Source organism: Paraburkholderia sp. DHOC27, from assembly GCF_003429005.1.
In the GTDB taxonomy this organism is placed as follows: domain Bacteria; phylum Pseudomonadota; class Gammaproteobacteria; order Burkholderiales; family Burkholderiaceae; genus Paraburkholderia.
Genome location: NZ_QVQV01000002.1, coordinates 281506 through 307439, shown reverse-complemented (window position 1 = coordinate 307439; position 25934 = coordinate 281506). Strand labels below are relative to the sequence as shown.

Sequence of the window (25934 nt, the reverse complement as noted above, 5' to 3'; positions counted from 1 at the left end):
CTTCAGCAGATCAGCGCCCCTGCCTTTACCGCAACCCTCCGCATCAGACAGTCCGTTGCCATTTCGCCATACGGGTAAAATATCGGGATTACGTATCGCTGGGCAGCCTGCCGGCGCAAAATTGGATGTCAAGTTGAAAACTTCTTTAGAAACAAACACTAAGCCCGCGGCGAATCCCAAGGTCGGCTTCGTCTCCCTCGGCTGCCCAAAAGCCCTGGTCGATTCCGAGCAGATCATCACGCAACTGCGCGCCGAGGGCTATGAGATTTCCGGCACCTACGACGGTGCGGATCTGGTGGTGGTCAACACCTGCGGCTTCATCGACGAAGCGGTGCAGGAAAGCCTCGATGCAATCGGCGAAGCGCTCACGGAAAACGGCAAGGTGATCGTCACCGGCTGCCTCGGCGCGAAGAAAAGCGCCAGCGGCTCCGGCCTGATCGAAGAAGTGCACCCCAAGGTGCTGGCCGTGACCGGGCCGCATGCGCTCGGTGAAGTCATGCAGGCGGTGCACAGCCATCTGCCGAAGCCGCACGATCCGTTCGTCGATCTGGTGCCCGCCGCTGGCGTCAAGCTCACGCCGCGCCACTACGCGTATCTGAAGATCTCCGAGGGCTGCAATCATCGCTGCACCTTCTGCATCATCCCGTCCATGCGCGGCGATCTGGTCTCGCGTCCGGTGGCGGAAGTGATGCTCGAAGCAGAAAACCTCTTCAAGTCCGGCGTCAAGGAACTGCTCGTGATTTCGCAGGACACGAGCGCCTACGGTGTAGACGTCAAGTACCGCACGGGCTTCTGGAACGGCAAGCCCATCAAGACCCGCATGACGGACCTCGTGGCCGCGCTCGGCGAACTCGCCGCGCAGTACGGTGCGTGGGTGCGTCTGCACTACGTCTACCCGTATCCGAGCGTGGATGAAGTGATTCCGATGATGGCGCAAGGTCCGTACAAGGGCCACGTGCTGCCGTATCTGGACGTGCCGTTCCAGCACGCCCATCCTGAAGTGTTGAAGCGCATGAAGCGTCCCGCCAACGCCGAGAAGGTGCTGGAGCGCGTGCGCGCATGGCGCGAGATGTGCCCCGATCTGACGATCCGCAGCACCTTCATTGCGGGCTTCCCGGGCGAAACGGAAGAACAGTTCGAGACGCTGCTGGACTTCATCCGCGAGGCCGAACTGGACCGCGTGGGCTGTTTTGCTTACTCGCCGGTGGAAGGCGCGGGCGCCAATGAACTCGACGGCGCGTTGCCCGACGAAGTGCGCGAGGAACGTCGCGCGCGCTTCATGGAAGTGGCCGAACAGGTGTCGGCCAGGCGCATTGCCCGCAAGGTCGGCAAGACGCTCAAGGTACTGGTCGACGAGATCAATGCCGATGGCGGCATCGGCCGCACCGCTGCCGATGCGCCGGAAATCGACGGCGTCGTGTATATCGCGCCGTCCACCAAGGCCTCGAAGCGCTACAAGGTCGGCGAATTCGTTTCGGTGAAAATCACCGGCGCCGACGGCCACGACCTGTGGGGCGAGGTCTAAACGATGAGTGAAGCGACCCCGCCTGTCAGCACGCCAGCCATCCTCGCGCTCGGCGAGGCGATGGTCGAATTCAATCAGTCGGTCAAAGACCACCCGCAGTATCTGCAAGGCTTCGGCGGCGACACCTCGAACTTCTGCATCGCCGCGGCGCGTCAGGGCGTGCCGAGCGGTTTCGTGTCCGCGGTGGGCGCGGATCACTTCGGGCGTCTGCTGGTCGACCTGTGGCAGTGTGAGGCGGTGGAAACCGCGTGGGTCAAGGTGGATAGCCAGGCGCCGACCGGCGTGTATTTCGTGTCGCACGGACCGGCCGGGCACCAGTTCGATTATCTGCGCGCGGGTTCGGCCGCGAGCCGTTATGCGCCGGCCGATCTGCCGCTCGACGCCATCAAGTCGGCGCAGGTGTTGCATCTGTCCGGCATCAGTCTCGCCATCAGCATGAGCGCCTGCGACGCGGCGCTAGGCGCGATCAGCCACGCCCGCGCGCACGGCGTGCAGGTCAGCTTCGACACCAATCTGCGTCTGAAGCTGTGGCCGCTCGCGCGAGCACGCGCGGTGATGCTCGAGGCGATCCGTCAGACTGACATCTGCCTGCCTAGCTGGGATGACGTGACGGCGCTCACGGGCCTTACCGGCCGCGACGAGATCGTCGATTTTCTGCTGGCGCTCGGGCCCCGCGTGGTCGCGCTCAAGCTCGGCAAGCAGGGGTCGTATATCGCCACGCCGGACGAACGCCGCGTGGTGCCCGGACACGTCGTCAATGCCGTGGATGCAACCGGTGCCGGCGATTGCTTCGGCGGCGCGTTCATCGCGCGCATCGTCGCGGGAGACGATCCGTTCAGCGCGGCGCGTTACGCAAACGTCGCGGCGGCGTTGTCGACCCAGGGGTTCGGCGCGGTGACGCCGATTCCGGATCGCGCCACGGTCGAGAAGGTGTTGAACGGCTGAGACTGCGCAGGCATACGTGCCTGCCGCGGGAAGGTGGAGGCCTCGTACGACATCGGAACAGGCACGAACAAACAGGAACCAACTGGAACAAGCAGGAACGAAACAGGAGCGAGCAATGCAACGGGAAGTCGTAGTAGTCAGCGGTGTGCGTACGGCAATCGGCGATTTCGGCGGCAGTCTGAAGGATTTCTCGCCGACCGATCTCGGTTCCCGCGTGGTGCGCGAAGTGTTGTCGCGCGCGCAGGTGTCGGGTGACGAAGTCGGGCATGTCGTGTTCGGCAACGTGGTGCACACCGAGCCGAAGGACATGTACCTCGCGCGCGTCGCGGCGCTGAATGGCGGCGTCGCGCAACATGCGCCCGCGCTGACCGTCAATCGCCTGTGCGGCTCGGGTCTGCAGGCCATCGTCTCCGCTGCGCAAAGCATCCTGTTGGGCGACGCGGACATCGCCATTGGCGGCGGCGCCGAGAACATGAGCCGGGCGCCGTACATGATGCCGGCGGCACGCTTCGGCCAGCGCATGGGCGATGCGCGTCTGGTCGACATGATGCTCGGTGCGCTGAACGATCCGTTCCAGGGCATCCATATGGGCGTGACGGCCGAGAACGTCGCCAAAAAATACGACGTCTCGCGCGACGCGCAGGACGCACTGGCGCTCGAATCGCATCGCCGCGCCGCGCACGCCATCAGCAGCGGTTATTTCAAGGAACAGATTCTGCCGGTCACGCTGGCCTCGAAGATGGGCGAGGTCGTGTTCGAGCAGGACGAGCACGTGCGCATGAATGCGTCGGCGGACGACTTCTCGAAGCTGAAGCCGGTGTTCGCAAAGGACAACGGCACGGTGACGGCGGGCAATGCGTCCGGCATCAACGATGCGGCGGCCGCTGTCGTGCTGATGGAGCGCAGCGTCGCCGAGCAGCGCGGCGCGAAGCCGCTGGCGCGCCTCGTCGCGTATGCACACGCCGGTGTCGATCCGGCGTATATGGGCATCGGTCCGGTGCCGGCCACGCGCAAGGTACTGGAGCGCGCCGGCTTGAGCGTCGCGGACCTCGACGTGATCGAAGCCAACGAGGCCTTTGCCGCTCAGGCATGCGCGGTCAGCAAGGAACTCGGGCTCGATCCCGCGAAGGTGAATCCGAACGGCTCCGGCATTTCGCTTGGTCATCCGATCGGTGCGACCGGTGCGTTGATCACAGTGAAGGCGCTCTACGAATTGCAGCGCATCGGCGGACGCTACGCGCTCGTGACGATGTGCATTGGTGGCGGTCAGGGCATCGCGGCGATTTTCGAGCGGATCTGATGCGGGGCAGCGGATTGCCTTGCGTGATGGAAACAGGAAGAGACGGATGCATGAATCGAAAGGGATGAGCGGCATGAATACCGCAGCGACGACGGCCCCGGCTCGCGCGTCGACTTGCGGCGTGAGCATGCAACGCCTGCGCCGCAGCGCGTTGGCCGTGCTGCTACTGACGGGCGTTGTGGCAAGTGCTGGCATGCTGGCATCGAGCACCGCCTGGGCGCAAAGCGACGCCGTGAAAGAACTGGCCGCGCCGCCGCCCATCCAGTTGCCGCTCAAACCGAGCGCGGAATTCGCGAAGTTTCCGCGCCTGGTGGGCATGCTTGGCAAGCGCCAGATCGTGCTGCGCCTTGGACCGAAGTCCGATGACCCATCCGGCGTGCACGGCGAATATCAGTTCACCGATACCGGCGAAGTCATCCTGATCGCGGGCGACCGCGACGGCGACACCCTCGAAGTCGAGGAGTCGAACGACGGTACCCACATCACCGGCAACTGGGTCGGCAAGTTTGCCGCCGATGGCTCGGTGGCGGGTGACCGCATGAACGTGGATGACTCCGACCCGCAGGCATTCGATCTTCGTCCGCTCGCCGCGGGGCAACCCGTGCCGCCGCCTACTGCCGCCCAGCCCCCGGCGCCTGCTGACGCCGCACCGGACGCGCAAACGCAGGCACAGCCCGCGGGGGCAGCACCGGCACCCACAGCCGCCACACCGGCTACGAAGTCAGCACCTTCTGCAGCGCACGCCGTGAACGGCGTGAACAATCTCACTACGGGCGAATGACCGGCCAGCGCGCCGGCCGCGTCCATCATGCGCAAGCAGGAATCCAACGATGACTCAATCCAAACCTAAGCGCGCTCTGCAAACCCGCATCGTGCAGGCGGAAGACAAGCTCACGCCTGGCTTCGAATCGTTCGCGGTGCCGGTGACGCGCGCCTCGACGGTCGTGTTTCCGGATCTCGCCACGATGCGCGCGATCGACTGGCGCAGCGACGCGCAATGGCGCTACGGTCTGCACGCCACGCCGACCTCGCTCACGCTCGCGCAACGGCTCGCCGCGCTCGAAGGCGGCAATCATGCGTTGTTGCAGCCGTCGGGTCTGTCGGCGATTTCCAATGTGTACTTCGGCCTCGTCAAGACTGGCGACGACGTGCTGATTCCGGATAACGTCTACGCACCGAATCGCGATCACGGCGACTGGCTGGCGCGCGACTTCGGCATTACCACGCGCTATTACGATCCCATGATCGGCGCGGGCATCGCGGATCTGATTCAACCGAATACGCGTCTGTTGTGGCTCGAAGCACCGGGCTCCGTGACGATGGAAGTCAGCGACATACCGGCTCTCGCCGCCGCCGCGCGGGCGCGCAACGTCGTCACCGCGATCGACAACACGTGGTCAGCGGGCCTCGCGTTCCGGCCGTTCGAGCATGGCGTCGATATTTCGGTGCAGGCGTTGACCAAGTACCAATCCGGCGGCAGCGACGTGATGATGGGCGCGACCATTACCGTGGACCAGGAACTCCATCTGAAGCTCAAAGCCGCGCGCATGCGCATGGGCGTGGGTGTGTCGTCGGACGATTGTTCGCTGATTCTGCGCAGCCTGCCGAGCATGAAGGTGCGTTTCGAGCAGCACGACCGCAGCGCGCTCGCGCTCGCTCATTGGCTGAAGACGCGCCCGGAGGTCGCTACCGTGTTGCATCCGGCCTTGCCGGATTGCCCCGGGCATGAGTTTTATGAACGTGACTTCACGGGCGCGGGTGGCCTGTTTTCGATCGTACTGGATGCGCAATACAGTGCGGCGCAAGTGGATGCGTTCTGCGAGGCGCTCGAACTGTTTTCGATTGGCTGGAGCTGGGGCGGGGCGCACAGCCTCGTAATGCCATACGACATCGCGTCGATGCGCAGCGTCGAGCGCTGGGGCAAGCGCGGCACACTGGTGCGTTTCTATATCGGGCTGGAAGAAGAAGCGGATCTGCGCGCGGACATCGAGCAGAGTTTCTCCGTACTGCGGGCTTGAGGCGGAAGCAACGCACGAGCACGTCAAACCTCGTGAAGGCGGCTGTGGGTCAGCGAACCCGCAGCCGCTGGGCCTGGCGGAAGCTGAACCTTGGCAGCAGCCAAACCTGGCAGAAGCCGAGGCAAAATCAAAACAACCGCAGCAGCCCGTCCAGCCCCACGTGGTTGAACGCGACGCTCGCCGCTTCGCGCACCACCGGCTTGGCCCGAAACGCCACGGACAGCCCAGCCGCCGCCATCATCTTCAGATCGTTCGAGCCGTCGCCCATCGCGATGGCCTGCCCCGGTTCGATCCCGAGTTGCGCGCAGGTCTCGCGCAGGGTGCGCGCCTTGACGTCGGCATTGACGATCTCGCCCGTAACCTTGCCGGTCAGCTTGCCGTCCACGATTTCGAGCGTGTTGGCGCGGGTAAAGTCGAGGCCGAGCCGCGCCTTGAGTTTCTCCGTGAAAAACGTAAAGCCGCCGGAAACCAGCAGCGTCTTCAAACCGGCGGCCTTGACGCCCGCCAGCATCCGCTCGGCACCCGGCGACAGGCGCAGGCGTTCCTCATAGACGCGTTCCAGCGCGCTCGCGTCGAGTCCCTCTAGCAAGGCGACCCGGCGCGTGAGACTTTCGTTGAAATCCTTGATCTCGCCGCGCATCGACGCTTCGGTGATGGCCGCGACTTCCGCCTTGAGCCCGCAGAAATCGGCGATCTCGTCGATGCACTCGATCGTGATCAGCGTCGAATCCATGTCCATTGCGACGAGGCCAAAATCACGCAGCGTACGCGCCGGCGCGACGAACGCGTAATCCAGCGCGTGCGTGCCGCAATACACGTCGAGATCGGCTTTCTGGGCGGGATCGGCGTCGGCAATACGCAGCGCGTGCGCATCGATGACGGTGGCGCGCGAACCGCGTGCGAGCGCGGTGAGCGTCTTGTGGTGATCGGCGGAAAGAGGCGCGGGACTTTGGATGACGAGGTTCATGACGTCGCTGGAAAGGACGCGCGGCGTGCGCGGAAAATCCCGCTATTGTAGCGGTTTGCGTAGCCCGTTCGTCACCGGGAAGCGAAGGCGGTAGCGCATCCCGGGCCGTAGGTTTTGCCGAACTCACGCAAGAGTTACAGGCCATTATCGGCCGCAGAGCGCCCGCAAACGGCGCGCGAAGCGCGAACAGCAGCGCTTCCCGCACGTCCGGATGCAGGAGCAGCGCCTGTCATGGATGCCGCGCGCTCACGGCCTGCTGCGCAGCCGGGCTGCGTGACCCGTGGCACGCTTGGTGCTTCGCCATAGGTCCAACCCACGGTCCGCTGCAGGGGTTCAACGCACCGGCCCAACCCAGGGGTCCAAGCCTTTAGGAGTGCGCGATGTCACACATGATCTGGAAAGGGGCGATCAGCTTCGGCCTCGTGCACGTGCCGGTGCAACTCTACCCGGCAACGCAATCGGAGAAGGTTGGCTTCAATCTGCTCGACAAACGCTCGATCGACCCCATCGGCTACCGGCAGATCAACAAGCGCACCGGCAAGGAAGTGACGCGCGAGAACATCGTGCGCGGCTTCGAATACGAAAAGGACAAGTACGTGGTCCTTTCCGATGAGGAAATCCGCTCGGCGAATCCGGAATCCACCCAGACCGTGGACATCCTCGCTTTCGTCGACGCCCCTGACATCTCGTTCCTGTATCTCGACACACCGTACTATCTCGCCCCCGATCGCAAGGGCGAGAAGGTGTACGCGCTGCTGCGCGAGGCGATGAAGGCATCGGGCAAGATCGGCGTGGCGAGCGTCGTGCTGCACAACAAGCAGCATCTGGCCGCGCTGATTCCGGTCGGGCCGGTCCTCGCGCTCAACACGCTGCGCTGGGCCGACGAAGTGCGCTCCTACGATGAACTGAAGCTGCCGTCTGAGGACGCGAAAAAGGCCGGCGTGGCGCCGCGCGAACTCGATATGGCGCGCAAGCTGATCGACGACATGAGCGACGCGTGGGATCCCGCGAACTATCACGACACCTTCCGCGACGACATCATGAAGCTGGTCGATCGCAAGATTCGCGCGGGCAAAACCGAAGAGATCACGGAAGTGGAAAGCTCGGGCAAGTCGCCGAAATCCGCCGAGATTCTGGATCTGTCCGATCTGCTCAAGCGCAGTCTGGGTGAAGGCAAGAACCGGGGTAAGGGCAAAGGGGCCGCGCGGGCCCGCGCCGCACAGGATGACGACGAGAGCGAAGCCGCGCCGCCTGCCCGTCGCAAAACCACGACGCGGCGCTCAGGGAGCACTTCAGGTGGCACCTCAGGTAGCACGTCCACGCGCAGTACGGCCACACGGGCGGCGTCCACCCGTAGCGGCGCAGCGCGCAAAGAGGCCGCACCACGCAAGCGCAAAGCAGCCTGAAGGCGCGCGCACGCAATGAATGAACTCTCATCATGAGCGATCGCCTCGACCCCTATCAGCGCAAGCGCCGCTTCGATAACACGCCCGAGCCCTCCGGCAAGGCGGCGCGCAAGGCGTCGCCACGCAAGTCCGCGCAGGGGCTGGCGTATGTCATTCAGGAACATGATGCGCGGCGCCTGCACTACGATTTCCGGCTCGAACTCGATGGCACGCTGAAGTCGTGGGCCGTGCCAAAGGGGCCGAGTCTCGATCCGTCCGTCAAACGCCTCGCGGTGCATGTCGAAGATCACCCGCTCGAATACGGCTCGTTTGAAGGCGAGATTCCGCCCGGCAATTACGGCGCGGGTTCGGTGGTCGTGTGGGATCGCGGCACCTGGTCGCCGGAAGGCAGTCTTGCCGAGGCGCGCGAGAATTACCGCGCCGGCAAGCTCAAATTCACGCTGAACGGTGACAAGCTGCACGGTGGATGGATGCTGGTGCGCAGCCACATGCGCGGCAGCGGCGACAAGGAGCAGTGGCTGCTCATCAAGGAACGCGATGAAGAGGCGCGCAGCGAATCGGACTATGACGTGCTCGCGAGCCTCCCCGGCAGTGTGATGGACGATGACGGCGCCACGAACGGGCGCGCACGCAAGGGCGCTTCCAGGAAAGCAGGTTCAAACGGCGCGGCTTCAAACGGCGCCGCCGCTTCGAAGACGGCTGCCGCGAAGACGGCCACCTCGAAGACAGCCGCCTCGAAGGCATCGAGTTCGAAAACTACCGCGGCAAAAACGCCGGCGTCCAAAAAGGCCGCCCACGCCAGCGCCGCTGATTCGAAAAAGACCGACATCGTCGCCAATCGCTCCAGCGCTTCGCTGCGCACACTGGCCGGTTCGCCTGCGATTCAGGGCGCGGTAAAAAAAGCGCTGCCTGCCGCGCTCAAGCCGCAACTGGCCACGCTGATCGACGCCGCCCCGCCGGGCGATGACTGGGCCTACGAGATCAAGTTCGATGGCTACCGCGTGCTGGTACGCATCGACGCGCACGACAAGAAACATCCGTTGCGCGTCTTCACGCGCGCGGGCAACGACTGGACGGCGAAGTTCAGCAAGCAGATCGACGCACTCTCGAACCTCGGCCTCGACAGTGCCTGGCTCGACGGCGAGGCGGTGGTGCTCGATCGCAACGGCGTCCCCAGTTTTCAGGCGCTGCAAAACGCTTTTGATGCGAATCGTCCGCAGGACATCGTGATCTATCTGTTCGACGTACCGTATCTGAACGGCTACGACTTGCACGGCGTGCCGCTGGTGCACCGGCGCGCCATTCTGCACGCGTTGCTGGAGAAAGTTGACGCGCGGGTTTTGCGCTACTCGCAGGACTTTGCTTTCAGTGCCGAGCAGTTGCTCAAGAGCGCGTGCGACATGGCGCTCGAAGGCATCATCGGCAAGCGGCGCGACAGCCACTACACCTCCGGGCGCAGCGCCGCGTGGATCAAGCTGAAGTGCCGGCGACGCCAGGAGTTCGTGATCGGCGGCTATACGGAGCCTGCCGGTAGCCGTGCCGCGTTCGGTGCCTTGCTGCTCGGCGTCTACAACGGCGACGGCAAGCTCCAGTACGCAGGGCGTGTGGGCACGGGTTTCGATGCCGCGCTGCTGCGCTCGGTGAAAAAGGAACTGGATGCACGCGAGACCGCCCGCATGCCGTTCGCCAGCGCCCCGCGCGAACGTAGCAGAACGCCGGTGCATTGGGTCAAGCCGGAACTGGTCTGCGAGTGCAATTTCGCCGAGTGGACCGATGAACGCATCGTGCGGCAGGCATCGTTTGTCAGTCTGCGCAACGACAAGCCCGCGCGGCAGATCGTCAAGGAAATGCCACGCGAAGGAGGGGACGTGCAAGCTGAAACGAACGATGCTTCGAAAGAGGCGCCGAGCAAAACCCGCGCGACGCGCACAGCTAAAAAAGCCACCGCCGCCAAGCCAGCTACCGCACCCACCGTGGCCGGCGTGCGCATTTCGCATCCCGAGCGTGTGATCGACAAGCACAGCGGCGCGAGCAAGCTCGATCTCGTACAGTACTACGAAGCAGTTGCAGACTGGATGTTGCCGCATCTAAAAGGGCGCCCGGTTTCGCTGGTGCGCGCGCCGGAGGATATCGGCGGCGAGCTGTTTTTCCAGAAGCACAGCCAGAAGCTCTCGATTCCCAACGTCACGCAGCATCCCGGTCTCGATCCGGGGCATCCGCCACTCATCACCATCGACACCATCAAGGCACTCGTCGGCGCAGCGCAGATGGGCACGGTCGAAATGCATACGTGGAATGCGCTGGCGTCGAGCATCGAGAGGCCGGACCGGATGGTGTTCGACCTCGACCCCGACACGGGCCTCGGCTGGGACAAGATGATCGAGGCCGCGCAACTGACCCGTTCACTGCTGGAAGAACTGGGACTCGAATCGTTCTGCAAGACGAGCGGTGGCAAAGGCCTGCACGTGGTGGTGCCGCTCGCGAAGCAGGCCGGCTGGGACGAAGTGAAGGCGTTTTCGCAGGGGGTTGCGCAGCATATGGCCACTACGCTGCCCAAAATGTTCACCGCGAAAATGGGCCCGCAGAACCGCAAGCGCAAGATCTTCGTCGACTATCTGCGCAACAACCGCGGTTCGAGCACGGTGGCGGCATTTTCGGCGCGCGCCCGGCCGGGGCTGGGCGTGTCGGTGCCGCTGGCATGGGACGAAGTACCCGGCACGTCGTCGGGCGATCAATGGACGATTTTCAATCTGCACGAGCGGCTCGAATCGTTACACGACAACCCGTGGGCTGGGTATGGCAAAACGCGTCAGCGCATTACGGCAGCCATGAAGAAACGCCTCGCGGATGCGGAAGACGCTTAGGATGATCATAAGGATAGCTGATCATCACACCGACAATCATCAATGACGGAGGATGCAATGAAAACATCACCCCAGGTATCCACGGGCGAGGGCAAGCCCAAGACCCCGGACAAGCACACGGGGCACACCGGTTCGCACAGCGAGTCGTTGCAGGACGCGAGTGCGCCGTTGCCGCACGAGACCGATCAAACCGCGGAATCGCAGCACGAGGACGATCCGCGCCGCGTGGGCAAGCAGGCCCATAAAGATGTCTCGCGCGGTCTGAAAGACACCGACCGGCGCGGCGGCGACGAGTATCAGCAGGACACGCAGAACGACGCGCACAGCAATAAAAACTCGGGGAAGAAGGGAGCGTAGAAGCGTCTACGCCGCCGGGCCATCCCAATACGGCGGATCGCCAAAATGCGCGGCGAGGAACGCAATGAAGGCGCGTGTCTTGGGCGGCACGAAGGCGCGGCTCGGATACACCGCCCACATCGCGACGGTGTCCGCGAGCGGGTAGCTGTCCAGCAACGTCACCAGTTCGCCGCTGCGCAGATAAGGCGCCACGTCCCACGTCGATTTCAGCGCGATGCCAAAACCGGCCAGCAACGCATCGCGAATCACCTCGCCGTTGTCTGTGGCGAGGCGTCCGCTGACCCGCACGTCGAGGCGCCCGGCCGGCGTCTCGAACGCCCACGTGTTTTGATCGGCCAGAATCACGCATTCGTGCTGCGCGAGATCCGCTGGATGGCGCGGCGTACCATGCGCCTCCAGATAGGCCGGCGCGCAGCAGATCACGCGTCGATTGACGGCGAGACGTTGTGCCACCAGCGTCGAGTCCTTCAGGGCGCCTATCCGGATGGCCAGGTCGACGCCCGCGTCGACGAGGTCCACCATATGGTCGGACAGGCGCAGGTCGACGCTCACACCCGGATACCGCCGCAGAAATTCGGGGACGACCGGTGACACATGTTGCCGTCCGAACGACGACGGCATCGAAATGCGCAAGCGTCCCTGTGGTTCGGTTTGCGCGCGTCCCACCGAGGCGCGCGCCGCCGCCGCCGTATCGAGCAGCGTCTGCGCGTGCGCCATGAACACTTCACCGTCCTGCGTGAGACTGATGCGGCGCGTGGTTCGATGCAGCAGCCGCGCGCCGAGCAGCCGTTCGAGTTGCGCGAGACGCGCGCTCGCCACTGCCGCCGACAGGCCGAACTCACGCCCGGCCGCCGACACATTGGCGAGCAGCGCGGCGCGGACGAACAGCGCGACATCCAGCAGGTCGAGCCGGTCGCGGGCGTCGGCGAGTGCGGAGGTGACCGATGAGGCGGCGGATGAGGTGGCCGATGAGGGCGCTGAACCCGCGGGCAGATCGTCAGTTGACGTCATTCTTCTGATTTTCAGGAAAATGTTTAAGCCATTATGACGGTTTTTAGAGACGAAGGAGCGGCCTACTATGCCTGACATCCTTTGCATCTGTTTCGCAGCACGCTTTGCTCCTTTGGTCGCGTCGCTCAAGCCTGTCGCGCCAGACGGTGTAGCGTGTTCTCATCATCTGTTTTCCATGAATCAGGAGCTGCCATGAAAGCCGTTGGACTCTATCGCTATCTGCCTATCGATCAACCCGAGGCGCTCATCGACGTCGAGTTGCCCAAGCCCGAAGCCACCGGGCGCGATCTGCTCGTCAAGGTGGAAGCCATTTCGGTGAATCCGGTGGACTACAAGGTCCGCTCGCCGAAAGACACGGTCGAAAAAACGCCACGCGTGCTGGGTTGGGACGCGGCCGGCACGGTGGCCGCCGTCGGTCCCGACGTGACGCTCTTCAAGGTCGGCGATCCGGTGTTCTACGCGGGCAGCATCACGCGCCCGGGTGCGAACAGCGAGTTTCATCTGGTGGACGAGCGCATCGTCGGCCGCAAGCCGTCTTCGCTCGACTTCAGCCACGCCGCGGCTTTCCCGCTCACGGCCATCACGGCGTGGGAAGCGCTGTTCGATCGCCTCGGCGTCTCGCCGCAAGGCGCGGACGAGGGGCGCTCGGTGCTGATCATCGGCGGCGCGGGCGGGGTGGGTTCGATCGGCATCCAGTTGGCCAAGCAACTCGGCAAACTGAAGGTGATCGCCACGGCGTCGCGGCCGGAGTCTGCGAAATGGGCCACGGAACTGGGCGCGGACCACATCATCGACCACTTCGGCGATATGCCCACACAACTGAAACAGATCGGCTTCGAGCAGGTCGACTATGTCCTGATTTTCAACGACACCGACAAACATTTTCCGGCCGCTGCTGCTGTCATCAAACCGCAAGGCGGCATTGCCACCATCGTCGAAAATGACAAGCCCATCGCGGTGGAACTGTTGAAGGCAAAGAGCGCAGCGTTTCACTGGGAGTTCATGTTCACGCGCTCGATGTTCGGCACGCCCGACATGATCGAGCAGCACAAACTGTTGACCGAAGTAGGCCGCCTGATCGACGCCGGCACGTTGCGGACCACAGTGGGTCAAGACCTCGGCAAGATCAACGCGCAGAACGTGCGGCGCGCGCATCAACTGCTGGAAGAAGGGCGCGCCATCGGCAAGCTGGTCCTGACCGGCTTCTGACGAAAAAGGCCGTACCGCAAGCGGGTTTACACCCGATCCGCACGCAGCGCGTTCGGGTCCGCTTGGCGTTAGACTGACAGGGCTGGATGCGAAAAATCGCTGCGTGTCTGGGTGAGTTTGCGTGAGCTTGCCGAGGTGTGCGTGAGTACACGTGGGTGCGTGTGCCTCGCGGCCCATCGTACGGCAGGCGCGGCAGGCAAGGCAGGCGCGCGGCGGCACAACGAGGAGGTGACAGTATGAGCCCCTGCTTCAGTCTCTCAGCCAATGCGGCCACCGGCCGTGTCCGCCGTCCTGTCATTGCATCGCTGCTCGTCGCGTTCGCAGCGCTCGTCGCGACGGCAACCCCTCTCGGCGCCGTCTACGCGGCCACGCCCATCACCGTGACCTCGCAGGCGGCAACCGACGGTCCGATCCGCTACACGGTCAAGGTCACGTCGAAACAGTTTGGCAACGCGCAGGAAACCCGCACGATTCGCTCCGGCGAGTCGGACGACTTCACGTGGAAGACAGTGCCGCCTGGCGGCGCCGTGATGGCATCCGATCAATGCCCGGATTACGCCTCGCTGCCGCTCGATACCAACGGTGCGATGATCCGTCAGACGCAGATCCGCTTCGCGCCGGTCGTCTCCAACGACGGCACGGCCACCGTGCAGCTCAGCTTCCAGGCGCAGACGCCACACGGCAGCAAGAGCGTCGACAATGCGGGCAAGACAGTGCAGTGCCCGAACAATACGAAAGCCAGCGAGATCGTGCGCTTCTCGATGCCGACCAACGGCAGTACCAAGACGCTCACGCTGACGGACGGCACGCAGATCGCGGTCTCGGCGAAGCGCTGAGCCGCTCAATTAGCCGCTGAATCAGCGATGTCGTGGAGCGTCCCGCTCCACCAGCCGGGCGGCGAGAAAGCGATGCTCGGCGGAAAAGAGGCGCCGGTAGGTGAGCAACACCGCGCCCACGGTGCCCAATGCTGATGACGCCGCGATCAGGAACATGATCACGATCTGATACCGCACCGCCTGCAACGGTGACTGACCGGCCAGCACCTGGCCGGTCATCATGCCCGGCAGACTCACCACGCCCACTACCGCCATCTGATTGAGCGTCGGAATCATGCCCGCGCGCACCGCTTGACGCGCCGGGTCCTGCGCGGCTTCCCAGCGCGTGGCGCCGAGTGCGAGCGCCATGTCGACGCGATCGCGTCGCGCGGTCAACTCTTCGATCATCCGTTCGATGCCGAGCGACACGCCAGTCAGCGTGTTGCCGAGGATCATGCCGAGAATCGGAATCGCATATTGCGGCTCGTACCACGGATGAATGCGGATCACGACGAACAGACCCACCGCGGCGATGAGCCATGCGCTGACCCAGATGGACAGCACGCTATCCGCGCGCTGGCCGCGATACGTGCGCGTGCCGCGCTGCGCGCCGGCGAAGCCCGCGATCAGCGTCATGATGATCATCAAGGGCAACACGACGTACCACTTGTCGTACTGGAACACCCAGCCGAGCACGTAGCCAATGGCAAGTAACTGCACCACGGTACGGACGGCGGCGAGCGCGAGCTTGCGTTCGAGGTCCAGCTTCAGGGCCACTGACAATGCCCCGTTCACGACGATCAGCAAGGCTGCGATCGCGACGTCCCACAGGCTGAGATTTTGCAGGCTCATCGCGGGGGCTCCTGAGGTGACTCATGAGGAGACTGCTGCGGGGGCTCCTGCTGGGGCGACGCACCCGCTTCCTCCAGCGCGCCGAGCACGCCCGCCCGCATGACCAGATGACGCTGGCTCATACGCCGCGCCTGGGCCGGATCGTGCGACACCCACACCGAGGCGCGTGCCGTCTCGCCCGCGCCATCCCCCGCCGGGCCGCCCGCTTCGAACCAGGCTTGCACGAGCCCTTCGATGGCCTGCGCGGACTCCGGGTCCAGCGACGCCGTGGGCTCATCGAGCAGCAGGACAGCGGGCGCCAGTTGCAACACACGGATCAGCGCGGTGATCTGCGCTTCACCGCCCGAGAGATCGCTGGCGCGTTTGTCGAGAAAGTCTGCACCGCGCCCCGCCTGCGTAGCGAGCGCCGCGGCCCGCGCACGGTCGAAGCGCACATCGCGATACGCCTTCAGCGAGAACGGATAGCGCAGATTGTCCTCGACGGTGCCGTCGAGAATCGCCGGACGCTGACGGATATACGCGACGTTGCGCCGGTAGCGCGGAATCATCATGCGATCCACCGGCTTGCCATGCCAGAGAATGCGTCCGCTATCGAGCGGGTCGAGCAGCGCGAGCGCGCGCAGGAACACGCTCTTGCCGGAACCGGACGGACCGGTGATCGCCACGCGGTCGCCCGCCTGCAGCGCAAAACGGGTGGGGTGGAGCAGCACTTGCCCGCTTTGTGGGTCGCGCCGGGTGATGTCTTCTGCATCGACAAGTGGAGCAGCCGTCATGTCGTCATGTGGGAATAGACCGCGTGGATACGAAAGCCGGCCGTGCCGAAGCGGCGCAACGCCGACGCAACGGCTGTGGATCAGCCGCCGTGCCATGAGCCGCAAGCCAATGCGGGCATGCTATCTGCTGCCCGGTACGCAACGAGAAGAAAACGGAGCGTCTCATGGCAGTGTCGAGCACCCTCGGCAGGCGAATCGGCAAGATCATCGCATGGCTCGTGGCAATCATCGTGATCCTGGTCGTCGCCCTGGTAATTTTCATTCTGACTTTCGACTGGAATCGCGCGCGCCCGTGGGTGGACGACAAGGTCAGCGCTGCAATAGGCAGGCAGTTCGTCATACAAGGTGATCTGAAAGTAGGCTGGCGGCATCCCGTGGGCGAGACCGGCTGGCGTGCCTGGGTGCCTTGGCCGCGGTTCTCGGCGGCCAACATCACGGTGGCCAATCCGGACTGGACAAAAAATCCGCATTTTGCAACGTTGGACGAAATCGACTTCGAAGTGGCCGTGCTGCCGCTGCTCGCGCACGACATCATCATTCCCGCCATTAACCTGGTCAATCCTTCCGTCGACCTGGAACGCTTGCTCGACGACCGCAATAACTGGACCTTCAAGCTGCCATCCTCGGCCGGGCCGTCCGAATGGAAGCTGGAACTGCACGATATTTCCTTCGCCAAGGCTTACATCGCCTATTCCGACCAGAAGGAAAAGACCGACGCGCAGGTCGTCATTGATACGCTCGGCCAGTCCATTCCGATCGGCGACGTCATGAAACAGCAGGAGGAGGCCTCGCGCAACGCATCGGCGGAAGTGGTCGGCAAGCAGGGGGCGAGCAAGCTGACCCAGCAGTCGAACAAGATCCAGGCATCCGAAGCGGCGGCGGCTGCCGCTGCGGCGTCGGAAGCATCGGGTCCGGCGGCGGCTTCGGGTGCGCCTGCGTCGGCTGCATCGTCTTCTGGACAGGCGGCTGCAAGCGACGGCGCCGGCTCCGGTCCCGCCGCAGCGGGCAGTCCGGGTAAGGGCGAGGCGACCATGACGTCGGCGGCGTCCGCGCCGGTGTCGGCGGCGAGCAGCGTCGGTGCAGGCGCTCGGCCACCGGTGCCGCCATATGCGCTCGGCTGGACCGTCAAGGGCACCTACAACAACACCGAAATTACTGGCAGCGGCAAGCTCGGCGGCCTGCTGGCCTTGCAGGATGTGAACCGGCCATTCCCGCTCCAGGCTGACGTCAAGGCGGGCAATTTCCTGCATGTGGCGGTGGTGGGCACCATTACCGATCCGGCGCACCTCGCCGCCGTCGACATGCGCCTGTGGGTGCAGGGCACCAGCATGGCGCGCCTCTATGCGCTCACCGGCGTCACCTTGCCCGATACGCCGCCGTATGCCACGGATGGCCGACTCGTCGGCAATTTCAAGGCAAGCGGCAACGTCTTCAAGTATGAAAACTTTACGGGCCGGGTGGGCGGCAGCGATCTGAATGGCTCGCTCACCTACACGGCGCGCAAGCCGCGCCCGCTGCTGCAGGGCGAACTGGTGTCGAACCTGCTGCAATTCTCCGATCTCGCTCCGGTCATCGGCGCGGATTCCAACGCCAGCAAGGCCAAGCGCGGCGACGCGACCAGACAGCCGTCCGACAAGGTATTGCCGGTGGAGGAATTCCGCACGGACCGCTGGAAAGCCATCGACGCCGACGTGAAATTCACCGGCCGCCGCATCATCAAGAACAAGGACCTGCCCATCACCGACCTGTACACCCACATCGTAATGATGGATGGCGTGCTGTCGCTGACGCCGCTGTCGTTCGGCGTGGCGGGCGGCACGCTGAGTTCCGATATTCATCTGGACGGCAGCACGACCCCGTTGAAGGGCCGCTTCTCGACCTCGGCGCGCCATCTGAAGCTCAAGCAACTGTTCCCGAACTTCAAGACGATGCAAAGTGCATTGGGTGAAATCAACGGGGACGCGGCGCTCTCGGCCACGGGCAATTCACCGGCGGCGCTGGCGGCCAGTTCGAACGGCGAGATCAAGACGCTCGTGACGGACGGCACGGTCAGCAAGATCCTGATGGAAGCGGCCGGGTTGAATGTGGCCAATGTGGTCTACGAAAAGCTCTTCGGCACCGCGGACGTGAAGATCAACTGCGCGGCCGCTGACTTCGTCGATACCAACGGCGTGCTCGATCCACGGGTGTTCGCGCTCGATACGGACGACGCCGTGATCGACATTGACGGCAACGTCAACCTGCGTGACGAAACGATGGACCTCGGCATTCATCCGCATACGAAGGGCTTCCGGATCTTTTCGCTGCGCTCGCCGCTGTATGTGAAGGGCACCTTCAAGCAGCCGCACGTCGGAGTGAATGCGACGGCGCTGGCGATTCGCGGCGGCGCGATGGTCGGGCTCGGTCTGATCAACCCGTTTGCCGCACTGATCCCGCTGATCGCGCCCAGCAACAACAAGCCGCTGCCGTGCGCGCAATTGCTCGCCAACGTGGGCCAGCGGCCCAGCGCGCCGCCGCCGGGGCAGAAAGAGACGGCCAAGGCGCCGCTCTCGCTGGACACCGGTGCGCCGGTTGCCGCGAGCGGTGCGGCGGCCACGACGAAGAAGCCCGTCGCCCGCAAGCCGGCGGCAGTGACGCCCGCGAGCGAGGGCATTTACAAGGGGAGCTAGGGCGGCTAGCAGAAGGGACTAACAGAACGGCATTGACGGGACGGCACTAACGGGACGGCATAAAAAAGGCGCGCTCACGATTTCGTGAGCGCGCCTTTCGTGTTTTGGTGGAAAGCGGTGATCAGGCCCGCTGCAAGAGAAGAGCGGCCAGCACCTCGTTCCGCTTCAGTTCGATTCAGCGCAAGGAGCGCGGCGTGGCATCACCCGCCGCATCCTGACGACGCACGCCACGGCGTGGTCCACCCAGCGCCCGCGTCGCACCGAACTCAGGCAGGATCCGGCTACGGGCGCGGCTCGCGAACACCAGGAAGCCGAAGCCGTCCGCCTCGTACCAGTAACCGCCGTTCTCCAGTCCATCGAGCGGCTGTTCCAGCGCATTGGCGATCGACTCGATGCAGCGCCGACGTAGCTCAGAAGGGGCAGGATAGGGCGGCTGCGCCCCGCGCACGCTGCACAGTAGCACGTCGAGGCCAGGCAGCACGTGCGCATAGAGCACGGGTTCGTCCTGGGCGCGCGCTCTCGCAATCTTGGTGTCGAGCTGGCCGAACGGCCTGAAATGCCGTAGCACCGCGAGGAACGACTCATCGCCGTCCGCCTTCGCGCGCCTACGCTTTTTCGGGAAGGACATAAAAATTCGCCTGAAAAAGAATTGCAAGAAACGCAGCGTCCTCATGCGACCACTCCCGGCTTCGCGCCGCCGCACGTCGATCTTTTATAGCATACGAAAATGCCAGATTCACGGTGATTCGACGATCAGTCTGCCTCACACCCATCCGCACGAATCGTGCCGAATCGCCTTGCCGCGCGCTTTCGCATCCCCAGCCCATGTCTCCAACCTTCCGTCTCAATAATAGTCGCACGCGCCGCTCAACGGAGCGCCCTGTCATTAAAAAAAAGTCATTTTTATGTGCGCCAGCGCTTCCATTGAGGCAGATTGAATTAACGCCGGTTCGCGTCGATAATGGCCCCGTTCTCGCAAAGGCCGTCCCGGCGGGCCCCGCGGTCCCGGTGGCCCGGCTCGCTGACCTTGCGTGGCGCGCGAGACAGCGCCTGGGCAGTGTGGTTTAGCCTGCGCTTTTTCCTGTACGCATCCAACAACAACTTATCTTCGCGCGACCGGACACACTGCCAGGCGAACATGAAACTCTTCACCAAAGGTCTCCTGCTGATTGCGGTGCCCAGCGTGATCGAGCTGGCGCTGCTCGGGATCGTCTTCGACACCCAGCAGGAAACCGCCCAGGCCGCGCGCTGGGTCGCCGACAGCAAGCACATCCTCTACGAATCGTCCTCGATCATCGACCCGCTGCTGCACGAGGGCGCGCGGGTGCGCACGGCGCTGGTGGTGGGCGATCCGGTTTTCATCGAGCGGCATATGGCGTGGGTCGATCTGGGCGACCGGCTCGCGAAGCTCGAGCAACTGGTGCAGGACACCCCGCCGCAGGCCGCGCGTCTACAGCGCATGCGCGCAGCGGTCGACGCCTACCGCGCCGAAGCCAACGCGATTGCCCGCGCCTTGCACGAAGGGCACAACATGAGCGCCTTCGCCGCGCGCGAAGGCGAGGCGGTGCCGAGCGAAATCGCGCACTTTCGTGACGAGCTCGACGCGTTCGTCGACGCGGAAACCCACCTGGACGCGCAGCGCAGCGCGTCGCTGGCGCACACGCGCGAGCGTCAGCAATACGCGCTGATTGCTGCGGTGATCGGCTCGATGCTGGTCTGGGGCGCCTCGGCGCTGGTGTTTGCGCGCAGCATTGGTCGCCGCTTCCGGGTGCTGACCGAGAATGCCGCGCGTCTCGGTCACGGCCGCCCGCTCTCTGAGCCGCTTTCCGGTAACGACGAGATCGCCGCGCTCGACGCGGTGCTGCATCAGACCGGCGCCCGCCTGCGTAGCGCGGAGCAGGAGCAGGCGGTGCTGAAGGCGCGGCTCGAAGCGCGTGCCCGGGAACTGGCGGGAGTCAACGAGGAGTTGCGCCAGGAGACCCAGGACAACGAGATGTTCATCTACAGCGTGTCCCACGATTTGCGCTCGCCGCTCGTCAACCTGCAAGGTTTTTCAAAGGAGCTGCAGGTATCCTGTGATGAGTTGCGCGGCACCATCGAGGCCGCCCAGTTGCCCGAGCACGAACGGCAACGCATGACCCGGGTGCTCGACGGCGACGTGCGCGAGTCGCTGCATTATCTGCGCATCGCTGTGACGCGTGCTGCAGCGATCATCGAGGCGCTGTTGCGGATTTCGCGCGCCGGGCGGCTCGAATATCAGTGGCAGCGCGTCAGCATTGGCCGGATCGTGGCGCGGGTGGTCGATGCGATGGCGTCCACCATCGAGGCGCGCGGCGCCGTGATTACCGTACGCGAATTGCCGCCCGCCTGGGGCGACCCCGGCGCGATCGAGCAGATCTTCGGCAATCTGATCGGCAATGCGCTGAATTTTCTCGACCCGACGCGGGTGGGGCGCATCGAAATCGGTGCCTGCGAGCCCGAACCTGAGCCTGAGCGCACGGCACTTAGCTTCACGGACGGTCCGCCACCGGCGCGCACGCGCACCTATTACGTGCGCGACAATGGACTCGGCATTCCCGCGGCTTATCTGTCGAAGGTGTTTCGCGCGTTCCAGCGTCTGCATGGCGCGGTGGCCGAAGGTGACGGCGTCGGGCTCGCGCTGGTGCGCCGCTCGGTCGAGCGGCATGGCGGACGGGTGTGGGTGGAATCGGCTGAAGGCGCCGGCTCGACGTTTTTTGTCGTGCTGCCGGAGCAACCGGCGCGGCTCTGAGCACGGCGCGGTTCGCGGCCCGCACGATGCGGCCTGCAAGCGCCGCTGCCGGTCGAGGCGAAGCCGAGGCACAATGAAGGCAGGCAGCAACGCAACTATCAACGCAAATATCAACGCAACGACAAACGCACCAGCAACCGAAGCCAATCACTAACGACGAGGCGCCCGCGCAGCGCGGGTACGGAGGCGTCATGAAACATGGGGAATCGGTCAGCATCGTACTGATCGAGGATGACGACGGCCATGCGACACTGGTTGAACGCAATCTGCGTCGCGCGGGCATCTCCAACAGCTTTATCCGCTTTGCCGATGGCCAGGAAGCGCTCGACTATTTCTTCGGCGACCCGCCGGGCGGTGGGCCGGCCGGGCAGTATCCGCCGCGCCAGAACCTGTCGAATTTCGTCGTGCTGCTGGACCTGAAAATGCCGCGCGTGGACGGCTTCGAGGTGCTGCGGCGTCTGAAAGCGGCGCCCGCCACGACGGCCGTGCCGGTGGTGGTGTTGACCACCACGGACGATCCGCGTGAAATCGAACGTTGCTATGAACTCGGCTGCAACGTTTATATAACGAAGCCAGTCGAATATGACGCATTCATCGAGGCGGTGCGCCGCCTCGGGTTCTTCCTGCAAGTGGTGAAGCTGCCACCCGGTCAGCCGTTGGCGCGCTCATGAGACATAGTCTGAAAATGTCGCCTGCGTGACCCCGCGCAAATGACGGAAGCTGCAAGCCCGCGAGAGACCTTTAGTTAACCAGAGTCAGCATGTCCGAAGACGTTACCTTGCCCCCGGCGGCCTATGTGCTCGTCGTCGATGACGACGAAGGCATTCTGCGGCTCGCGCGCAAATCGCTGATGCGCGTGGGGAGTCGCGTCGCCACCTGCTCGAGCGTGGCGGACGCGCGCGCGAGCATTGCCGCGAGCGCGCCCGATCTGCTGGTGCTCGACTATCAGCTCAACGGCGCGGAGACCGGGCTCGATTTCTTTCGCCGCCTGCGCGCGGAGGGCGTGCGGATTCCCGCCATCCTCGTGACCGGTTTCACCGACGAGTCGCGCGTCATCGAGGCCTTGCGCGCCGGCGTGTCCGATGTGGTGCCGAAATCCGGCGATTACCTCGACTACCTGCCGGAGGCAGTTGAACGGGTTTTGTCGCAGATTCGCCTGCAAAAAGCCTCCGACGATGCCGCGCTGCTGCGCGATCGCGAGCAGCACTATCGCAATCTGTCGGAAGCGCTGCCGCACCTGGTTCTCACCTGCGCAGCGAGCGGCGAGTGTGACTTCCTCTCGAAGCAGTGGCTCGAATACACGGGCCTCGACGAAGCGCATTCACTCGGCCTCGCCTGGCTCGACGCGGTTCACGCGGATGACCGCGAGGAGATCCGTCAGTCATGGCTGAAAGCGGTGCGAAGCGGCGCGGACGACTATCGTCATGAACTGCGCATTCGTCGTTACGACGGCGCGTACCGCTGGTTCGACGTGCGCATCGTGCCGATGCGCGATGCCAACGGCGCGGTCAGCAAGTGGTTCGGCAGTTGCACGGACATTCATTCGCAGCGTGAAGCAATCGAAGAGCGCGAGCGGCTGCTCGCCTCCGAGCAGGCCGCGCGTCTCACCGCAGAAGAAGCCAATCGCGCCAAGGACCGCTTTCTTGCGATGCTCTCGCATGAACTGCGCACGCCGCTCACGCCGGTGCTGGCCGGCGCGCAACTGCTCGAACTGATTGCCGGGCTGCCGGAGCAGGCCCGCTCGTGCGTGCTGATGATCCGCCGCAATGTGGAACTGGAGGCGCGCCTGATCGACGATCTGCTCGATCTCACGCGCGTGGCCAACGGCAAGCTGCGTCTGTCACTGGAAACGGTGGACGTGCACGACGTGATCGACAGCGTGCTGGAACTGTTCCGCAGCGAGATTCAGGTCAAGCAGCAGGACGTCCACGTCGACAAGGCGGCCGAGCATCACTACGTGCTCGCCGATCGCGCCCGGCTGCAGCAGATGTTGTGGAACCTGATTCGCAACGCCGCCAAGTTCACGCCCGATGGCGGCCACATCTACGTGCGCACGCGTGATGAGCGCATGCACGTGCAGATTTCGGTGGAGGACACCGGCATCGGCATCGAGCCCGAGCAGATCGGCAAGCTCTTCAACGCGTTCGAGCAGGGCAACCAGAACATGACGCGGCAATTTGGTGGACTAGGGCTTGGCCTCGCCATCACCAAGGCGCTCACGGACGTGCATGGCGGCACGGTGAGCGCGCAGAGTCCCGGCGCGCATTGCGGCGCGACTTTCACCATCACGCTGCCAACCGCGGCCAGGCCGCTTAGCCAGCCGGTGACGGCAGCGCCGGCGGCGGGGCGCCCGGACAGTTCGCTGACCATTCTGCTGATCGAAGACCACGTGGATACCGCGGAGGTGATGGCGCAACTGATTCGCGGCATGGGTCATGAGGTCACGGTGGTGGGCCGCGTGGACGACGCGCTCGCCGCCACGCAGTCGGCCACCTTCGATCTGGTGGTGAGCGACGTCGGGCTACCGGACGGTACGGGGCTCGATTTCGTCAAAGCCTTTCGCGAGCACTCGGACGTGCCCGCTGTCGCCTTGACGGGCTTCGGTACGGATGAAGACGTGCGCCGCTGCCTTGCGGCCGGATTCACGTCACATCTCACCAAGCCGGTCAATTTCAGTCAGCTCGAACAGTTGATTGAAAGCGCGGCCAGCGTGAAGGCTGAAAAACCAGAAGGCGCGGATTCCGCGTAGTGCGAAGTAATCTGCGCCAACAAAAAGGCCTGCTACGTAGCATCACGTAGCAGGCCTTCGTTTTTGTCAAAGCGCCCTGAAAGTCGCTTAACGCGGTGTGCTCTTCAACGAATCACGAATCTCACGCAGCAGCAGCACGTCTTCCGGCGTGGGAGCGGGCGGGGCCGGCGGCGCCGGTTCCGGCTTGCGCAGATTGTTGATGAACTTGACCATCAGGAAAATGATGAAGGCCAGGATCAGGAAGTTGATCAGCACCGTAATGAAGGAGCCGTAACCGAATACGGCCACGCCGGCGGTTTGCAGATCCTTGTATGACTCGGGACTGCCCTTGAAGCTCGGCGGAATGGCGCCGAGACGGATGAACTGGTTGGAGAAGTCGAGGCCGCCGGTTGCGAGACCCACCACCGGCATGATCAGGTCTTTGACGATCGAATTGACAATGGTGGAGAACGCACCGCCGATGATCACGCCGACCGCGAGGTCCATCACATTGCCTTTGAGGGCAAATTCCTTGAATTCCTTGACCATGCTCATAAGGGAGTCCTCCGTGAAGTCGATGGGGCCATGATAGCCAACGTCAGGAGTCTAGGGTAGTGCTTTTGGGGTCATTGCCCCGAATCGGCGAACGGCGCGGAAACTATGACCCGAGCGCGCGAGCCCGTTCTATATGAGTAGCAAAGCTGACCGGGTCGATATTCGTGCCACACAGCAACACGCCGACGCGCTTGCCTTGCAGGGTTTCACGCAGCGGCCCGAGCAAGGCAGCGGTGGCCGCCGCGCAGGCCGGTTCGACGGCGAGCTTCAACTGTGTGAAGAGCGTCAGCATGGCTGAGCGCATCTGATTGTCCGAGATCGTCACGATACTGTCGATGTGACGGCGGCACAGTTCGTAGCTGTACTGTTCGGTGTGCGGGGCCATCAGCGAGTCGGCGATGCTGAACATGTGGCCCATCTTGATGGTGTGATTGGCGGCGAAGCTCTTGCTCATGGCGTCCGAGCCGTCGGGCTCGACACCGTAAACATGCACGCGCGGGTTGGCGAGGCGCAAGGCCGTGGACACGCCTGCCGCGAGCCCGCCGCCGCCGATGGGTACGATCACTGCATCGAGGTCCGGCGTCTGCGTGGCCCATTCGTAGCCGAGCGTCGAAGTACCCAGCACCGTGCGATAGCCGTTGAACGGATGCACGAAGTAGCGGCCTTCTTCAGCCTCGATGCGACGGACCATCTCGAAGGCTTCAGCGTTGCCGTCCGCTATCACGATCTCAGCGCCATATTGGCGACACAACGCAACACGTGCTGGATTGGCGGAGCGGAACAGCACAACCTTCACGCTAATGCCGAGACGCATGGCCGCGTACGCGACCGCCACCGCGTGGTTGCCGCCCGAGACACAGGTGACCCCCGCGCTGCGTTGCGCTTCGTCCAGCGCCAGCAGATTGGTGAACGCGCCACGCGCCTTGAAGCTGCCGCTTGCCTGCAGCAGCTCGAACTTGAAGTTCACCACCGTGCCTTCGAGCGACGGGAAATCGAGCTTGTCGAACACCGGGGTACGGGCCACCCACGGTGTCAGCGCGAAGTGCTGCGAGGCGATGTCGTCGAGCGTAGGAATCGGCTCGCCGTCGATGGTGTGGTCGGTGTGCTGCGGCGTGGCGGTGGACATGATGAGGTGAGCGCGAATCCTTTGTCAGTTGGAGTCAAACCAGC

General features: G+C 64.1%; 21 protein-coding genes. 14 read left to right on the top strand and 7 right to left on the bottom strand.

Annotation, left to right across the window (positions count from 1 at the left end; translation table 11 throughout):
* Nucleotides 1–133: 133 nt before the first annotated feature.
* The 5 genes from rimO to D0B32_RS09600 all read left to right on the top strand — a co-directional run bounded on the left by rimO (nucleotide 134) and on the right by D0B32_RS09600 (nucleotide 5788).
* Nucleotides 134–1525: a 30S ribosomal protein S12 methylthiotransferase RimO gene (gene rimO / locus D0B32_RS09620; protein WP_117334155.1), complete on the top strand. Its 1392-nt coding sequence runs from the start codon at nucleotides 134–136 to the stop codon at nucleotides 1523–1525.
* A 3-nt stretch (nucleotides 1526–1528) separates the two neighbouring features.
* Complete coding sequence (locus D0B32_RS09615) at nucleotides 1529–2470, top strand: sugar kinase (RefSeq protein WP_117333727.1); 942 nt, start codon at nucleotides 1529–1531, stop codon at nucleotides 2468–2470.
* 82 nt (nucleotides 2471–2552) lie between these two features.
* On the top strand, nucleotides 2553–3770 hold the full coding sequence (gene bktB, locus D0B32_RS09610; protein WP_117334154.1) for a beta-ketothiolase BktB: 1218 nt from the start codon (nucleotides 2553–2555) through the stop codon (nucleotides 3768–3770).
* Nucleotides 3771–3897: 127 nt separating this feature from the next.
* Entirely contained in the window at nucleotides 3898–4551 is a 654-nt protein-coding gene (locus D0B32_RS09605) for a hypothetical protein (RefSeq protein WP_404935544.1), read from the top strand.
* Between the two features lie 49 nt (nucleotides 4552–4600).
* Complete coding sequence (locus D0B32_RS09600) at nucleotides 4601–5788, top strand: cystathionine beta-lyase (RefSeq protein WP_117333726.1); 1188 nt, start codon at nucleotides 4601–4603, stop codon at nucleotides 5786–5788.
* 127 nt (nucleotides 5789–5915) lie between these two features.
* Here D0B32_RS09600 and serB read toward each other — a convergent pair whose 3' ends face one another.
* The gene (serB, locus tag D0B32_RS09595) at nucleotides 5916–6755 is read right to left on the bottom strand and encodes a phosphoserine phosphatase SerB (RefSeq protein ID WP_117333725.1); all 840 of its coding nucleotides are present in this window, start codon (nucleotides 6753–6755) and stop codon (nucleotides 5916–5918) included.
* A gap of 380 nt (nucleotides 6756–7135) precedes the next feature.
* Here serB and D0B32_RS09590 point away from each other — a divergent pair, with 380 nt between their 5' ends.
* The 3 genes from D0B32_RS09590 to D0B32_RS09580 are packed head-to-tail and all read left to right on the top strand — an operon-like array spanning nucleotide 7136 to nucleotide 11382.
* Complete coding sequence (locus D0B32_RS09590; RefSeq protein ID WP_117333724.1) at nucleotides 7136–8161, top strand: Ku protein; 1026 nt, start codon at nucleotides 7136–7138, stop codon at nucleotides 8159–8161.
* Between the two features lie 32 nt (nucleotides 8162–8193).
* On the top strand, nucleotides 8194–11025 hold the full coding sequence (gene ligD, locus D0B32_RS09585) for a DNA ligase D (RefSeq protein WP_117333723.1): 2832 nt from the start codon (nucleotides 8194–8196) through the stop codon (nucleotides 11023–11025).
* A gap of 57 nt (nucleotides 11026–11082) precedes the next feature.
* A complete protein-coding gene (locus D0B32_RS09580) occupies nucleotides 11083–11382 on the top strand; it encodes a hypothetical protein (RefSeq protein WP_117333722.1) in 300 nt (99 codons plus the stop codon).
* 6 nt (nucleotides 11383–11388) lie between these two features.
* On the opposite strand, the gene D0B32_RS09575 is transcribed toward D0B32_RS09580, so the two are convergent.
* Nucleotides 11389–12393 (bottom strand): LysR family transcriptional regulator, encoded by a 1005-nt coding sequence (locus D0B32_RS09575; RefSeq protein WP_117333721.1) that lies wholly within the window; start codon nucleotides 12391–12393, stop codon nucleotides 11389–11391.
* A gap of 192 nt (nucleotides 12394–12585) precedes the next feature.
* Between D0B32_RS09575 and D0B32_RS09570 the strand changes: the two genes are divergently transcribed.
* Both D0B32_RS09570 and D0B32_RS09565 read left to right on the top strand, forming a co-directional pair.
* Complete coding sequence (locus tag D0B32_RS09570; RefSeq protein WP_117333720.1) at nucleotides 12586–13602, top strand: zinc-binding alcohol dehydrogenase family protein; 1017 nt, start codon at nucleotides 12586–12588, stop codon at nucleotides 13600–13602.
* 236 nt (nucleotides 13603–13838) lie between these two features.
* A complete protein-coding gene (locus D0B32_RS09565; protein WP_117333719.1) occupies nucleotides 13839–14438 on the top strand; it encodes a DUF6013 family protein in 600 nt (199 codons plus the stop codon).
* A 21-nt stretch (nucleotides 14439–14459) separates the two neighbouring features.
* Here D0B32_RS09565 and D0B32_RS09560 read toward each other — a convergent pair whose 3' ends face one another.
* Together D0B32_RS09560 and D0B32_RS09555 are read right to left on the bottom strand one after the other, a co-directional pair.
* A complete protein-coding gene (locus tag D0B32_RS09560; protein WP_117333718.1) occupies nucleotides 14460–15269 on the bottom strand; it encodes an ABC transporter permease in 810 nt (269 codons plus the stop codon).
* Nucleotides 15266–16042, bottom strand: coding sequence for an ATP-binding cassette domain-containing protein (locus D0B32_RS09555; RefSeq protein WP_117333717.1), 777 nt, complete (start codon nucleotides 16040–16042; stop codon nucleotides 15266–15268). The genes D0B32_RS09560 and D0B32_RS09555 overlap by 4 nt, the downstream gene beginning before the upstream one ends.
* A 164-nt stretch (nucleotides 16043–16206) precedes the next feature.
* On the opposite strand from D0B32_RS09555, the gene D0B32_RS09550 reads away from it, so the two are divergent.
* Nucleotides 16207–18711 (top strand): AsmA family protein, encoded by a 2505-nt coding sequence (locus tag D0B32_RS09550; protein ID WP_117333716.1) that lies wholly within the window; start codon nucleotides 16207–16209, stop codon nucleotides 18709–18711.
* Between the two features lie 175 nt (nucleotides 18712–18886).
* Here the strand turns inward: D0B32_RS09550 and D0B32_RS09545 are convergent, their stop codons facing one another.
* Entirely contained in the window at nucleotides 18887–19384 is a 498-nt protein-coding gene (locus D0B32_RS09545) for a hypothetical protein (protein WP_117333715.1), read from the bottom strand.
* 465 nt (nucleotides 19385–19849) lie between these two features.
* Between D0B32_RS09545 and D0B32_RS33105 the strand changes: the two genes are divergently transcribed.
* The 3 genes from D0B32_RS33105 (at nucleotide 19850) to D0B32_RS09525 (ending at nucleotide 24230) form a co-directional block, all read left to right on the top strand.
* On the top strand, nucleotides 19850–21481 hold the full coding sequence (locus D0B32_RS33105; protein WP_117333713.1) for an ATP-binding protein: 1632 nt from the start codon (nucleotides 19850–19852) through the stop codon (nucleotides 21479–21481).
* A 191-nt stretch (nucleotides 21482–21672) separates the two neighbouring features.
* Complete coding sequence (locus D0B32_RS09530; RefSeq protein ID WP_117333712.1) at nucleotides 21673–22152, top strand: response regulator; 480 nt, start codon at nucleotides 21673–21675, stop codon at nucleotides 22150–22152.
* 89 nt (nucleotides 22153–22241) lie between these two features.
* Nucleotides 22242–24230 carry a response regulator gene (locus D0B32_RS09525; protein ID WP_117333711.1) on the top strand — a complete coding sequence of 663 codons (1989 nt, stop codon included), beginning with the start codon at nucleotides 22242–22244 and terminating at the stop codon, nucleotides 24228–24230.
* An 87-nt stretch (nucleotides 24231–24317) separates the two neighbouring features.
* Here the strand turns inward: D0B32_RS09525 and mscL are convergent, their stop codons facing one another.
* Entirely contained in the window at nucleotides 24318–24764 is a 447-nt protein-coding gene (gene mscL / locus D0B32_RS09520) for a large conductance mechanosensitive channel protein MscL (RefSeq protein ID WP_117333710.1), read from the bottom strand.
* A gap of 103 nt (nucleotides 24765–24867) precedes the next feature.
* On the bottom strand, nucleotides 24868–25890 hold the full coding sequence (locus tag D0B32_RS09515; RefSeq protein ID WP_117333709.1) for a threonine/serine dehydratase: 1023 nt from the start codon (nucleotides 25888–25890) through the stop codon (nucleotides 24868–24870).
* Nucleotides 25891–25934 lie beyond the last annotated feature (44 nt).